This is a genomic window from Mesorhizobium carmichaelinearum (assembly GCF_900199455.1).
Classification (GTDB): domain Bacteria; phylum Pseudomonadota; class Alphaproteobacteria; order Rhizobiales; family Rhizobiaceae; genus Mesorhizobium; species Mesorhizobium carmichaelinearum.
On sequence record NZ_FZQR01000001.1, the window covers coordinates 400,197 to 414,047 of the forward strand.

Below are 13,851 nucleotides of genomic sequence, written 5' to 3' on the forward strand. Positions count from 1 at the left end.
GACTTGAAATGCCTCAGTCCTAAGTCGTAGTGACGACTGGGGTTACATCTGTCGGGCGATTTATCGGAACGGAAGCATATAGGGCGAGATGCCATCATCCTTGATCCGCCGCGGAGTATGGGCGATCGGCGCTGCCGTGATCGTCATCGCTCTGGTGGTCGCCACCCTGCCGCTGATCGCCTCGACGCGCATCGTGCGCGACCGCATCGCCTGGGAAATGAGCGCCTGGAGCGGATTCCGGGTCGCCATCGAAGGCTCGCCGCGCATCGAGGTCTGGCCAAAATTCCGGGCAATCCTGACCGACGTGACGCTGTCCAAGTGGACGGACACCGATGCGCCGCCGGTCGTCGAAGCCGAACGGGTGGAGATCGACCTCTCGGCCATGGCGGCCTTGCAGGGCGACGTGGCGTTTTCCACGGCGCGGCTGGTGCGGCCGACGATCCGCGTCCAGCGCACGGCGGATGGCCTGTTCCTGCCCACGGCACCGACCGGAGGCCGCATCGCGCGCTCCATCGACACGGCGCGCGGCGTGGTCAATGCCGACCCTGCCAAGCCCGATCTCGATAAACTGCCGGCCGACGCCTTCGGCACGGTTGAATTCAGGGACGGCCGCATGGTGGCTTCCGTCGACGGCAAGGACGTGGAAATCCTGAGCAGCCTCAGCGGCCAGGCGACCTGGGCGGCGATGAACAGCAATGCCACACTGTCGGCAACCGGGATCTGGCGTGGCGAAAGCGTCGCCCTCGACGCTGCCTCGCCGAGGCCACTGGTGCTGTTTGCCGGCGGCGTGGCGCCGCTCACTCTGGCCTTCAAGGCCGCGCCCGCCACCTTCTCCTTCGACGGCACGGCCAGCATGTCCGAGAACGCCTATTTCGACGGCCAGGTGAAGTTCGCGGCGCCTTCGCTGCGCCGCGTGCTGGAATGGTCGCAGGCCGGCATCGCACCAAGTGCTGCGATCGGCTCTGTCAGCATTTCGAGTAAGGTCACGGCATCGGCCGGACGCATCAAATTCGAGAACACCGCGCTGGCGCTGGACAATAATCCGGGTATGGGCGCGCTGGACCTGTCACTTGGCGATGCCCAGCCGGTGATCTCGGGCACGCTCGCCTTCGACACGCTCGACCTCAGGTCCTTCCTGTCCGCCTTCACACCGCTGGGGCCGGCGAGCGGGGCCGGGCCAGGTGACGTCGAGACCAATTTCGCCGACCGGGTCAACCTCGATCTCAGGCTGTCGGCGGCGCATGCCACGGCTGGCGCCATACAGCTCGCCGATGTCGCCGCCACCGCCCAGGTCAAGGATGGTCTCTCCGTCTTCGACATCTCCGACGCCTCGGCCTTTGGCGGCAACATCCAGACCAGCCTCCGTTTCGACCGCAAGCCCGAGGGCACGCAGGTCGAGATCCGGCTGCTTGCTTCCGATGTCGACGGCGGCGCGTTCGGGACGGCGGCCGGCATGACCCGGCTGGTGCCGGTCGGCACGGGCACCGTTTCGGTCATCCTCAAGGGACCGGGCAGGACCTGGGATTCGATCTTTGAAAATGCCGACGGCTCGGTCTCGGCGACCTTCGGCCCCGGCGCGCTCAGCAAGTTCAACCTGGCGGCCTTTCTCAAGCACAGCGAACAGGGCGGCTTCTTCGCGCTCGACGACGTCTCGGACGGCACGCTGCCGATCGACGGCGCCGAAGTGAAGGCGACCATTTCGCGCGGCGTGGCGAGGCTGGACAAGGCCGAGGCCAATTCGGCGAAATACAAGATCTGGCTTTCTGGCATCGCCTCCTATGCGGGGCGCGGGCTGGCACTGTCCGGCGGGGTCATCCAGCCGGACCAGGCGGCAGCGCAGAGGACCGGCCAGCAGGGTCCCAACCAGTCGTCCTTCTTCGTCGGCGGAACCTGGAGCACGCCGTTCATTTCCCCGATAAGCCGTGGCGTTTCGGGCGAATAGAAGCGCTTCCGTTCAATTGAGCATGATCTCGTCCGAAAACCGGCTTCACCCTCGGGTCAGGCCCGAGGGCATGCTTTTCGGGATCATGCTCACCCGCGCTGCGCCGCCTGTTCGTCGAGCTGGCGCTGGACCTCACGCCGCTTGTTGGCAATCGAGGCGATGATGACGCCGACCGCGACGACGGCGATCAGGATGGTGCAGGCGGCGTTGATCTCCGGCGTCACGCCGAGGCGGACCTGGCTGTAGATCTTCATCGGCAGCGTCGTGGCGCCGGGGCCGGAGGTGAAGCTGGCGATGACCAGATCATCGAGCGACAGCGTAAAGGCCAGCATCCAGCCAGAGACGATCGCCGGCAGGATGACCGGCAGCGTGATCTGGAAGAAGGTCTTCGCCGGCGTTGCGCCGAGATCCATCGCCGCCTCCTCCAGCGACCGGTCGAAGGAAACCAGGCGCGACTGCACGACGACCGCCACGAAGCACATTGTCAGCGTGATGTGGGCGAGCGTCACCGTGAAGAAGCCGCGGTCGAGACCGACGGCAACGAAGAGCAGCAGCAGCGACAGGCCGGTAATGACTTCCGGCATGACGAGCGGCGCGAAGACCATGCCGGAAAACAGCACCCTGCCCCGGAAGCGCGTGTAGCGCGTCAAGGTGAGTGCCGCCAGCGTGCCGAGCACGGTCGCCACCGTCGCCGAAATGACGCCGACACGCGCCGTGACCCAGGTGGCGTCCATCAGGCCCTGATTGTGGAACAGCGACACATACCATTTGGTCGAGAAGCCGCCCCAGACGGTGACGAGCTTGGACTCGTTGAACGAGAAGACGATGAGCAGCACGATCGGCAGGTACAGGAAGGCAAAGCCCAGCACGATCGAGGTGACGTTGAAGCGGCTCCAGGTGGCGTTCATTTGCCCTGCTCCTGGGCACGCGCCTGCGCCTGCTGGAAAAGCATGATCGGCACGGTGAGCAGCAGCAACAGGATGACGGCCACCGCCGACGACACCGGCCAGTCCCGGTTGGCGAAGAACTCGTTCCACAGCGTCTTGCCGATCATCAGCGTGGACGAGCCACCGAGCAGATCGGGGATGACGAACTCGCCGACGGCCGGGATGAACACCAGCAGGCAGCCGGCAATGACGCCCGGCAGCGACAGCGGGAAGGTGATCTTCCAGAAGGCTGATGTCGGCGGGCAGCCGAGATCCTTGGCCGCCTCGATCAGCGAGTAATCCATCTTTTCCAGGGACGAATAGAGCGGCAGCACCATGAACGGCAAATAGGAATAGACGATGCCGATGAAGATCGCCGTATAGGTGTTGAGGATGACCAGCGGCTGGTTGATGATGTGCAGCGACAGGAGCAGCTGGTTGAGCAGGCCCTCGGGCTTGAGAATGCCGATCCAGGCATAGACGCGGATCAGGAACGAGGTCCAGAACGGCAGGATGACCAGCATCAGCAAGGTCGGACGGATGGTCGCCGGCGCGCGTGACATGCCATAGGCGATCGGGTAGCCGACGATCAGTGTCAGGACGGTCGAGATCGCGGCAATGATGACGCTCGTTACATAGGCCTTGAAGTAGAGCGCGTCCTGCGTCAGCCAGACATAATTGTCGAAGTTGAGATTACGGAACCCGGCGAAGAAGCCGGATACGCCGTCGCTGAAATCGAGCACCGGCGTGTAGGGCGGCATGGCGATCGCCGTCTGCGACAGTGAAATCTTGAAGACGATGACGAAGGGAATGAGGAAGAAGAACAACAGCCAGAGGTAGGGGACGATGATGACGAGCCGGTTGACGAAGCCGGCACCCAGGCGGTTCAGGAACGGCTTGGCGGCAGTCGATGGCGCGGCGGCATCGGTGACGGCGATGTTGGACATATCAGCCCCCTACCGTGCCAGCACGACGCCGGCGTCGGGCCGGAAGGACACCCAGGCGCGGTCGTTCCAGGTCAGCGGGTCCTCGGTCACGCGCGCCGCGTTCAAGGCGCTTGCCCTGATGATCTGCCCGTCGTCGAGCCTGATGTGGTAGACGGTCATGTCGCCGAGATAGGCGACATCATAGACCTCGCCTTCCAGCGCGTTGACGGCATCGGCGGGCTTCTTCGACGAGACCTTGATCTTCTCCGGTCTGATGGCGAAGACGATATCGGCATTGGCCGCGGCGGCCGCGCCGCCATTCTCGACGACGATCTGGGCTCCGCTCGCTCCAGTGATGCGGGTGGTGTTGGCCGACCGCTCGGCGACCTTGCCCTCGAACATGTTCACATTGCCGACGAAATGCGCGACGAAGCGCGAGGCCGGGGCTTCATAGACTTCCGCCGGCGTCGCAACCTGCATGACCTCGCCCTTGTCCATGATGGCGATGCGATCGGCCATGGTCATCGCTTCTTCCTGGTCGTGGGTGACGACGACGAAGGTCAGCCCGAGTTCCTGCTGCAAATCCATCAGTTCGAACTGGGTTTCCTCGCGCAGCTTCTTGTCGAGGGCGCCGAGCGGCTCGTCGAGCAGCAGCACCTTCGGCCGCTTGGCGACCGAGCGGGCAAGCGCGACGCGCTGGCGCTGGCCGCCGGAGAGCTGGTGCGGTTTGCGCTTGGCGAACTGCTCGAGCTTGACCAGCTTCAGCATCTCGGCGACGCGCTTTTCGATATCGGGCTTGGGCATGCCTTCCTGCTTGAGGCCGAAGGCGATGTTGTTCTCCACCGTCATATGCGGGAACAGGGCATAGGACTGGAACATCATGTTGACCGGCCGGCGATAGGGCGGGATGCCGCGCAGATCCTGGCCATCGAGCAGGATGCGGCCGGCTGTCGGTTCCTCGAAGCCGGCAAGCATCCGCAGAAGCGTCGACTTGCCGCAACCCGAGGCGCCGAGCAGCGCGAAGAATTCGCGCTCGAAGATGGTCAGCGACAGATTGTTGACGGCGGTGAAGTCACCGAACTTCTTGGTGACGTTGTCGAACTGGATGTATGGCTTGGCGTTCGGGTCGTTCCATGGCGCGAAATCCCTGCGGATGCTGCCAAGCGATTTCATATCCCCACTCCGTGCTTATTGATTCCTCAAAAAACGCGACCCCGGCAGTTGTCTGTCGGGGTCGCTTCAAATGCTTATTGGCCGGTGACGATCTTGGTCCAGGTGCGCGTGATGACGCGCTGGGTCTTGGGATCGTAAGGAGAGACCGTGTAGAGCTTCTGCAAGGTCGCGTCGTCCGGATAGACGGCCGGGTCGCTCAGCAGCGCCTTGTCGACGAACTGCTGCGATGCCTTGTTGCCGTTGGCGTAGAGCACGGCATTCGACGATTTGGCGATCACTTCCGGCGTCATCATGTAGTTGAGGAATTCATGCGCTTCGGCGACATGCGGCGCATCGGCCGGGATCGCCATCTGGTCGAACCACATCTGGGCGCCTTCCTTCGGCACGGAATAGCCGATCTCCACGCCTTGCTTGGCGTCCTGGGCGCGGTTGCGCGCCTGGAAGACGTCACCCGACCAGCCGACCGCCAGGCAGATGTCGCCATTGGCCAAGGCATTGATGTATTCGGATGAGTGGAACTTCCGGATGAAGGGGCGGACCTTCATCAGGGCTTCCTCGGCCTTGGCGATGTCGTCGGGCGAGGTGCTGTTCGGGTCGAGGCCGACATATTTCAACGCCGCCGGAATGATGTCGGCCGGCGAATCCAGCACATAGACACCGCAGTCCTTCAGCTTGGCGAGACTCTCGGGATTGAAGAACACGTCCCAGCTGTCGATCTTGTCGGTGCCGAGTGCTGCCTGCACCTTCTTGATGTTGTAGCCGATGCCGACCGTGCCCCACATGTAGTTGATCGAATACTCATTGCCCGGGTCGTATTTGGCGGTCCTTTGCGAAACCGTGTCCCACATGTTGGAGAGGTTCGGCAGTTTCGACTTGTCGAGCTTCTGGAACACACCAGCCTGGATCTGGCGGGCAAGGAAATTGCCGCTCGGCACGACGACGTCATAGCCGCTGCCGCCGGCCAGCAGCTTGGTTTCGAGGATCTCGTTGGAATCGAACGTGTCATAGACGACCTTGATGCCGGTCTTCTTGGTGAAATCTTCGACGATCGTCGGGTCGATGTAATCGGACCAGTTGAAGACATTGACGACGCGGTCCTCGGCATGCCCGGCGGGCGTGAACAATGTCAGAAATACCGAGGTTGCCGAAAGCCAGAGCGCTTTGCGGATCATGCTATTCTCCTTTGGTGAGTGTTCCATCGCCGGCTCGTCGCGACAGGCGCGCGGCCGGGCATTTGTTTCAGACTATTGAGCTCTCCAGGGGACAACAAGCGCCGATTGGCGCGCCGGTCGCGGCCGCACAATTGTCCCGGATTGGAAGGAATCACGGTGCCGTCAGTAGCTTTCGCCGCCGCGCGGACAGAAATACAGAAATATGGAGCGGTCTCGATCGGGCCGCCGGGGAGACTTGGCAAGATACGCCTGTCTTGTTGTTGCCGTGTTCCCAGCCTGCCCGGGCGGCAGCAACATTGTCAATGGCAAAGCTTCAGCGGCCTGCATCAATTCGGCGACGGCACCCCGGTGACCCCTGCCCGCCGCGGCCGCGCCTGGCGCTTGAACTCGAGCCCGATATGGACGAGCAGCGCCGTGACCACCACCGCGCCGCCGATGATGGTGCGCCCGGACGGCACCTCGGAATGGATGAGCCAGACCCATATCGGCCCAAGGATCGGCTCGAATGTGCCGAGCAGTGCCGCGAGGGCCGCCGGGATCAGCCGCGCGCCGGTGGCGAAGAAGGCAAGGCCGATACCGAGATTGACCACGCCGAAGGCGAAGAGAAAGCCCATATCACCGGCCGAGACCGCGAAGGTCGACGCCTGCGAGGCGGCAAAGCCCGCGGCCAGGATCGTGCCGAGGCAGGTCGCCGGCGTCATCCTGACGCTGGCGAACCGCCTCGTGATGACGGTCGCGATCGAGAACATCAAGGCGATCAGCAGCGCCAGCCCGTCACCTATGGGTGAGACGGCGCCATCGAGCGATTCCGACACCATGATGGCGACGCCGGCAATGACGGCGGCGATCGCCACCCAGGTCACGGCACCAACCCGTTCGCGAAACAGCGCCCAGGCAAGCAGTGCCGCCAGAAGCGGCACGCCGGCCTGCATCAAAAGGATGTTGGCGACGGTGGTGTAGGCGAGCGCCACGACGAAGGCGGTCGATGCGATGGTGAAGCAGAGCCCGACGGCAAGGCCAGGCAGGCCCATGTCGCGAAACGATCTCAGCATGCCGCGCCAGCCGTCACGCCAGGCCATGAAAGAGAGCAGGAAGGCGGCGGCCCAGACGGAGCGCCAGAAAATCACCGTCCAGCTGTCACCGACAGAGATGAAGCGGGCGATGGTGCCGCCGAAACTCCACATCAGCGCCGACAGGAACACCAGAAGCATGCCGACACGTTCCTCGCGCGGCGAGGAAGTCGATGCAACAAGACCTGATGATGATGCTGCGTCTGTCATGGGCCCGACTGTCGAGCTTTTCTGGACGGGACGATGCGCAAGGGACGACAAAAAACTGCTCTGTTCGCGTAACGCAAAGACTTGGAGAGCGGGTGATCCAGACACCAGCGATGATTGTGGCACCTTTGCTGCCGCGTTTACTGGAAGTCGAAAGCGCTCAGGCCTGTCACCATCTCGTCCAGGCCGAGTGGACGCGTTACCGGCGGCTCGGCGCGTGCCAGGCAGCCGACGCGCTCGCAGAGCCGGCAGGCGGGTCCGACCGGCGTCGCCGTCAAAACGCCCGGTCCAGCCTTACCGCCGGGCAGAGCCGCGCCGTAGACAATGTCGTCGCGGAAGCCGATGTCGCAACCGAGCAACAGCGCGGTGCGGCGCGGACGCTCTGCGAACGCGCCTTGCGGCCCTTCCAGCGTGCGGGCGATGCACAGGAACTCGGCGCCGTCGGGCATTTCCACCGCCTCGACGAAAACCTGGCCGGGCTGGGAGAAGGCGGCATGCACGGGCAGCTTGGGGCAGCCGCCGCCAAAGCGGCTGTGCGGAAAGCCCTGGCTGCCGGCCCTGCGGAAGCGGTTCCCGGCATTGTCGACCTCCAGCATGAAGAAGGGCACGCCCGGCGCGCCCTGCCGCTGCAGCATGGTCAGCCGGTTCGCCGCCTGCTCGAAGGAGACGCCGAAGCGCGAGCGCAGGACGTCGATATCGTAGCGGGCGCGGACGGCGGCCATATGAAAGGCCTGATAGGGCATCATCAGCGCATGCGCGGCATAGCGGCCGAGCTCGAAGCGGGCGAGACGGCGGGCTTCGTCGGTGCTCAGCTTGAGCGCCTGGATCTGACCGGCGACGGCGACCGTCATGCGGATCAGACAGGCCTCCATCGCCACTTCGCGCAACTGATCGAATGGCGACAGCCGCTCTGACAGGAACAGGCGCTGCGAATGGCGATCGTAGCGGCGGCGCCAGTTCGGCATGGTGGCGACCGGCAGGACCTTGACGACGATGCCGTATTCGCGCTTCAGCCAGGCCTTCAAGGCACCGAACAAATCGTCGCCGGGATCGAGCACCGCGGTGAACGCCTCGGTCTCCTCCTCGAGTGCCGTGAAATGGTTCGGCCGCCGCTCGAAAGTCTCATGCACCTCGTCGATCGGCAGGCGCGCGCCGGACAGCGCCGTGGCGCGACCCTCGCGCGCCAGGAGTTCGTTGAGGTCTGACAGCCGCTCGGCTTGCTCGCGATAGGCGCGAAACAGTTTTATCACCGCAGCCGACGCATTGGGCGCCGCCTCGGCAAGCTCGATCAGTTCCTGGTCTCCCGGCAATTCGCCGACCAGCAGCGGATCGGTGAACACTTCCTTCAAGGCCGCGACCGACCCCCTCGCCTCGCCCTGCAGCTCATGCGGATCAACCTTGTAGACGGAGGCCAGCTTGAGGATCAGTTGCACCGTCAGCGGCCGCTGGTTGCGCTCGATCAGGTTGAGATAGGACGGCGAGATGCCGAGCCCCTCGGCCATCGCCGTCTGGGTCAGGCCTTTGGCGTTGCGGATGCGGCGGATGCGCGGCCCGGCGAAAATCTTCTGCTCAGCCATCGACTGCCCTTGACAGGAATTTACATGGCATTCGCGTCAAATCCGTTGCTGTTGATTTTACAATCATGACAAATTTACAACAGCCCTCTGTCAAACACAACACAGGTTTTCCCTTATCTCTGGCCATATCTCCTGATTTTTCTGGCTGATTTTGCGCCGCAATGTAAATTCAGTCACATCCCAATGCGCCGGAAGACGGGCGCGCGGACAGAGTGCAGCAATCCTTCGGAGTGACTCATGACTGATTTTTACAATCTCGTTCCCTCGGCACCGGAAGGCCGCTTTGACGGCATCGAACGTCCCTATTCTCCGGAGGATGTGAAGCGGCTGCGCGGCTCGGTGCAGATCCGTCAGAGCCTCGCCGAAATGGGTGCCAACCGGCTGTGGAAGCTCATCCACGAGGAGGATTTCGTCAACGCGCTCGGCGCCATGTCCGGCAACCAGGCGATGCAGCAGGTGCGCGCCGGGTTGAAGGCGATCTATTTGTCGGGCTGGCAGGTCGCGGCGGACGCCAACACGGCGTCGGCGATGTATCCCGACCAGTCGCTTTATCCGGCCAATGCCGCGCCCGAGCTGGTCAAGCGCATCAACCGGACGCTGCAGCGTGCCGACCAGATCGAGACCTCCGAGGGCAACGGGCTTTCGGTCGAGACCTGGTTCGCGCCGATCGTCGCCGACGCCGAAGCCGGCTTCGGCGGACCGCTCAACGCCTTCGAGATCATGAAGGCGTTCATCGAGGCAGGTGCCGCCGGCGTCCACTACGAGGACCAGTTGGCGTCGGAAAAGAAGTGCGGCCATCTCGGCGGCAAGGTGCTGATCCCGACCGCCGCGCACATCCGCAACCTCAACGCCGCGCGCCTGGCAGCCGACGTGATGGGCACGCCGACGCTTGTCGTGGCACGCACCGATGCCGAAGCCGCGAAGCTTCTGACATCCGACATCGACGAGCGCGACCAGCCCTTCGTCGACTACGATGCCGGCCGCACGGTGGAAGGCTTCTACCAGGTCAGGAACGGCATCGAGCCTTGCATCGCACGGGCCATCGCCTATGCGCCCTACGCCGATCTGATCTGGTGCGAGACCTCGAAGCCCGATCTGGCGCAGGCCAAGAAGTTCGCCGAGGGTGTGCGCAGGCATCATCCGGGCAAACTGCTCGCCTATAATTGCTCGCCCTCGTTCAACTGGAAGAAGAATCTCGACGACGCGACGATCGCCAAGTTCCAGAGGGAACTCGGCGCGATGGGCTACAAGTTCCAGTTCATCACGCTCGCCGGCTTCCACCAGCTCAACTACGGCATGTTCGAACTGGCGCGTGGCTACAAGGCACGGCAGATGGCAGCCTATTCCGAGTTGCAGGAAGCCGAGTTCGCGGCGGAGGCCAATGGCTACACCGCGACCAAGCACCAGCGCGAGGTCGGCACCGGCTATTTCGACGCCGTGTCGATGGCAATCACCGGCGGCAAGTCGTCGACCACCGCCATGCATGAATCGACCGAACACGCACAGTTCAAGCCGGCCGCCGAATAGCGGATTAGAAAACATCGAGGAAACGCCCAAAAGGGCTTCAGACACAGGAGAAGACCAATGGCATCGATAAGCCGCGTCAAGGAACGGGCAGAAGAACAATCGACCACGATGAGTGTCGACCAGCAGGCGACGATCCGCATGCTCGCCAACGATTTGCACAGGCTGAACCAGTCAGTGATGAAGGCGGTCGAGGCGGGCGTCTCGGTGGAACTGGTGCGCTCGGCCAGGCACCATGGCGGCGACGGCAATTGGGGCGATCTGCTGATCCCGGTGATCGTCACCCAGCAGAGCCATGGCTGACCGGAAATCGTTGCAACCGACCCTTCACCTGCGCAGTGTATGCGCAGGTGAATTTTATTTTTATGCGGCCGATCCGTGGACAGGGCAGTACAGTACGGTTGCTTGACTCCACTGTCGCAGGAGGTGTTTTCGGAAGCCTTTTATTTCAACTTGACATGGGGTGCCATCTCACGCCAATTGTCGGCCAGATTCAACTCTGCATTGAAATAGGGGCGAGCTTCTTGGCCGACTTGGGTGCCCAGTGAGTAGCGAGGGCGAGACCGCAAAACATCCGAATCTGGCGACCCAGGATTCAAGCGCAGAGACGATCCACAGTCCCTCGCAAGTGCTTGTTGTCGGGAAATCGCCGATCAATCGCGTTGTGGTGTCGAAAATCGTCGAGCGATCCGGGCTCAGGCCAATCTCGGAATCGCCCGATATGGCGGCGAAGACCTTGCGAACGCTGGTGCCAGGCGTGATTGTGCTGGACGGCGGCGCAGACAACAAGGACTGCGACAATCTGATGTCCGGCATCGAAACGCTGCGGCGGGCTTCGGGCAGATCGCTTCCGCCCGTCATCCTGCTTTCAACCAAGACCGGCACGCCGGAGAGCCTGGGCCTGTCGAGCATCATCGACGCCGTCGTCGCCAAGCCAATCACGCCCGAGCGGCTGCAACCAGTGATCGATCGCCTGATCAGCCGCTAACGGGTTTTCCATCCGCAAATGCTCGGAATAGAAAACTGAAAGCTGCAATCAAGCTGGGTTTTTGATGCTTTCGACCAATTCGGGCAATTGCCCGAGGTCGGCAATCTGGCGGAACCGCGGCTCGGCGACCGGCGCCTCGACATGCTCGAGCACCCAGGTCAGCTCATGCGGCACATGGACACCCCAGCCGCCGGCCTCGATGGCCGGCACCACGTCCGACTTCAGCGAATTGCCGACCATCATGCTCTTTGCCGGACCGTCACCGTGGCGGCTGAAGAGGCGCGCATAGGTCGCGGCATTCTTGTCGCTGACGATCTCGACCGCGTCGAACAGGTCGCCGAGGCCTGAGCCAGCCAGCTTGCGCTCCTGGTCGAAGAGATCGCCCTTGGTGATCAGCACGAGACGGTATGCGCCGGCGAGTTTCTCCACCGTCTCACGCACATGCGGCAAGACCTCGATCGGGTGGCTCAGCATCTCGCGGCCGGCGTCGAGAATCTGCGCTATGACCGAAGCCGGCACACGCCCGTCGGTGACCTCGATCGCCGTCTCGATCATCGACAGGGTAAATCCCTTGATGCCGAAGCCATAGACGGCAAGGTTGCGCCGTTCGGCCTCGAGCAATCGCGCCGAAATTTGTTTCTCCTCGCCATGGTCGGCAAGCATTGCGGCGAAGCGCTTCTCCGTCATGCGGAAGAACTGCTCGTTCTGCCAAAGTGTGTCGTCGGCGTCGAAGCCTATGGTCGTCAGGTCATTGTTTCGCATCGATGCCTTCCAGGTTGCGAGCCGCCCGAACCTAAGCCGCCCGGCACGATTTTCAACCGGAACGAGGAATGCCGACAGCGGCTCCCCTTCCCTTCCACAGGGGGGCACGGCTATACTCCGAAATCCGCAACCCAATCTGGTGAATGATGCCGCCTGCAAAAAAGGAAGTCCGTCCGTCGAGCCGCGGAGGACGGGCGCGCACGCCTGCCTTCGTGAAAAACCTGCGTGGTGTGAAGAACTGGAAGGAAGTCAGCGAATGGCTGGAATGGCGCGGCATCGAGGACATCGAATGCATCACGCCTGATCAGGCTGGCGTGGCGCGCGGCAAGATGATGCCGTCGAAGAAATTCACCTCCAACACCTCGCTGGCGCTGCCTTCGGCCGTCTTCATGACGACGATTTCCGGCGGCTATCCCGAAGACGGCAACGGCTTCCACTATCCGGAAGACGACGGCGACCTGAAGCTGATGCCCGACCTGTCGACGCTGACGGTGGTGCCCTGGGAAGAAGACCCGACGGCCGCCGTCATCTGCGACCTCGTGCACCAGGACGGCCGCTCGGTCGAGTTCACGCCGCGCAACGTGTTGAAGCGCGTGCTTGCCGCCTATGACAAGCTCGGGCTGAAGCCGGTTGTGGCGCCCGAGATCGAATTCTACCTGGTGCGCAAGAATCCGGATCCGGACTATCCGTTGACCCCGCCCGTCGGCCGTTCGGGGCGCGCGATCGGCGGCGGCGCCGGCTATTCGATCGCCGGCGTCAACGAGTTCGACGAGCTGATCGACGACATCTACCATTTCTCCGAAAGCCAGGGCCTGGAGATCGACACGCTCATCCATGAAGAGGGCGCCGGTCAGCTCGAAATCAATCTTCGCCATGGCGACCCGATCGAGCTTGCCGACCAGGTCTTCATGTTCAAGCGCACCATTCGCGAGGCGGCGCTCAAGCATGAGATCTACGCGACCTTCATGGCCAAGCCGATCCAGGGCCAGCCGGGCTCGGCCATGCATATCCACCAATCGATCATCGACAAGAAGACCGGCAAAAACATCTTTTCGGCCGAGGACGGCTCGGAAACCGAGGAGTTCTTCCATTTCATCGGCGGCATGCAGAAGCACGTGCCGAACGCGCTGGTGATGTTCGCGCCCTATGTCAATTCCTACCGCCGGCTGACGCAGGCGGCCTCGGCTCCGGTCAACAACAAATGGGGTTATGACAACCGCACCACGGCCTTCCGCGTGCCGCGTTCGGATCCGGCGGCGCGACGTGTCGAAAACCGCATTCCGTCCTCCGATGCCAATCCCTACCTGGCGCTCGCGGCTTCGCTCGCTTGCGGGCTGATCGGCATCACCAGGAAGATCAAGGCCGAACCTCCGGTGCTGACGACCGCCAATGCACACGAGATCGACCTGCCGCGCAGCCTGCTCGAAGCTGTCGACCTGTTTGAGGGCGACGAGGAACTTTGCGCGCTGCTGGGTAAGTCCTTCGCCGCCACCTATGCGGCGATCAAGCGGGCGGAATTCGAGACGTTCATGGAAGTGATCAGCCCGTGGGAGCGGGAGTATCTTCTGCTCAACGTGTGAGCGG

At 63.0% G+C, this 13,851-nt stretch carries 12 protein-coding genes; 5 read left to right on the forward strand and 7 right to left on the reverse strand.

Annotated features, from left to right (window positions below; all coding sequences use genetic code 11):
• Positions 1-88 precede the first annotated feature (88 nt).
• Entirely contained in the window at positions 89-1,942 is a 1,854-nt protein-coding gene (locus CKW40_RS01625) for an AsmA family protein (protein WP_095198192.1), read from the forward strand.
• An 89-nt stretch (positions 1,943-2,031) separates the two neighbouring features.
• Here CKW40_RS01625 and CKW40_RS01630 read toward each other — a convergent pair whose 3' ends face one another.
• The 6 genes from CKW40_RS01630 to CKW40_RS01655 form a co-directional block, all read right to left on the reverse strand.
• Positions 2,032-2,850 carry an ABC transporter permease gene (locus tag CKW40_RS01630; protein ID WP_019860323.1) on the reverse strand — a complete coding sequence of 273 codons (819 nt, stop codon included), beginning with the start codon at positions 2,848-2,850 and terminating at the stop codon, positions 2,032-2,034.
• Positions 2,847-3,815, reverse strand: coding sequence for an ABC transporter permease subunit (locus tag CKW40_RS01635; RefSeq protein ID WP_095198193.1), 969 nt, complete (start codon positions 3,813-3,815; stop codon positions 2,847-2,849). The genes CKW40_RS01630 and CKW40_RS01635 overlap by 4 nt, the downstream gene beginning before the upstream one ends.
• A gap of 9 nt (positions 3,816-3,824) precedes the next feature.
• Positions 3,825-4,967, reverse strand: a complete 1,143-nt coding sequence (locus tag CKW40_RS01640; protein ID WP_095198194.1) for an ABC transporter ATP-binding protein — start codon at positions 4,965-4,967, stop codon at positions 3,825-3,827.
• Positions 4,968-5,041: 74 nt separating this feature from the next.
• Positions 5,042-6,139: a polyamine ABC transporter substrate-binding protein gene (locus CKW40_RS01645; protein ID WP_095198195.1), complete on the reverse strand. Its 1,098-nt coding sequence runs from the start codon at positions 6,137-6,139 to the stop codon at positions 5,042-5,044.
• A gap of 326 nt (positions 6,140-6,465) precedes the next feature.
• Positions 6,466-7,419, reverse strand: coding sequence for a DMT family transporter (locus CKW40_RS01650; RefSeq protein ID WP_095198196.1), 954 nt, complete (start codon positions 7,417-7,419; stop codon positions 6,466-6,468).
• Positions 7,420-7,556: 137 nt separating this feature from the next.
• Positions 7,557-8,993, reverse strand: a complete 1,437-nt coding sequence (locus tag CKW40_RS01655; RefSeq protein ID WP_095198197.1) for a helix-turn-helix domain-containing protein — start codon at positions 8,991-8,993, stop codon at positions 7,557-7,559.
• A gap of 237 nt (positions 8,994-9,230) precedes the next feature.
• Between CKW40_RS01655 and aceA the strand changes: the two genes are divergently transcribed.
• From aceA to CKW40_RS01670, 3 genes are all read left to right on the forward strand, one after another.
• On the forward strand, positions 9,231-10,520 hold the full coding sequence (aceA, locus tag CKW40_RS01660) for an isocitrate lyase (RefSeq protein WP_095198198.1): 1,290 nt from the start codon (positions 9,231-9,233) through the stop codon (positions 10,518-10,520).
• A gap of 57 nt (positions 10,521-10,577) precedes the next feature.
• Positions 10,578-10,820 carry an SMc00767 family acetate metabolism repressor gene (locus tag CKW40_RS01665; protein WP_006202762.1) on the forward strand — a complete coding sequence of 81 codons (243 nt, stop codon included), beginning with the start codon at positions 10,578-10,580 and terminating at the stop codon, positions 10,818-10,820.
• 241 nt (positions 10,821-11,061) lie between these two features.
• Positions 11,062-11,505: a response regulator gene (locus CKW40_RS01670; protein WP_095198199.1), complete on the forward strand. Its 444-nt coding sequence runs from the start codon at positions 11,062-11,064 to the stop codon at positions 11,503-11,505.
• Positions 11,506-11,553: 48 nt separating this feature from the next.
• On the opposite strand, the gene CKW40_RS01675 is transcribed toward CKW40_RS01670, so the two are convergent.
• Positions 11,554-12,267, reverse strand: coding sequence for an HAD family hydrolase (locus tag CKW40_RS01675; protein WP_095198200.1), 714 nt, complete (start codon positions 12,265-12,267; stop codon positions 11,554-11,556).
• Positions 12,268-12,410: 143 nt separating this feature from the next.
• Between CKW40_RS01675 and CKW40_RS01680 the strand changes: the two genes are divergently transcribed.
• Entirely contained in the window at positions 12,411-13,847 is a 1,437-nt protein-coding gene (locus CKW40_RS01680; RefSeq protein ID WP_179297790.1) for a glutamine synthetase family protein, read from the forward strand.
• Positions 13,848-13,851 lie beyond the last annotated feature (4 nt).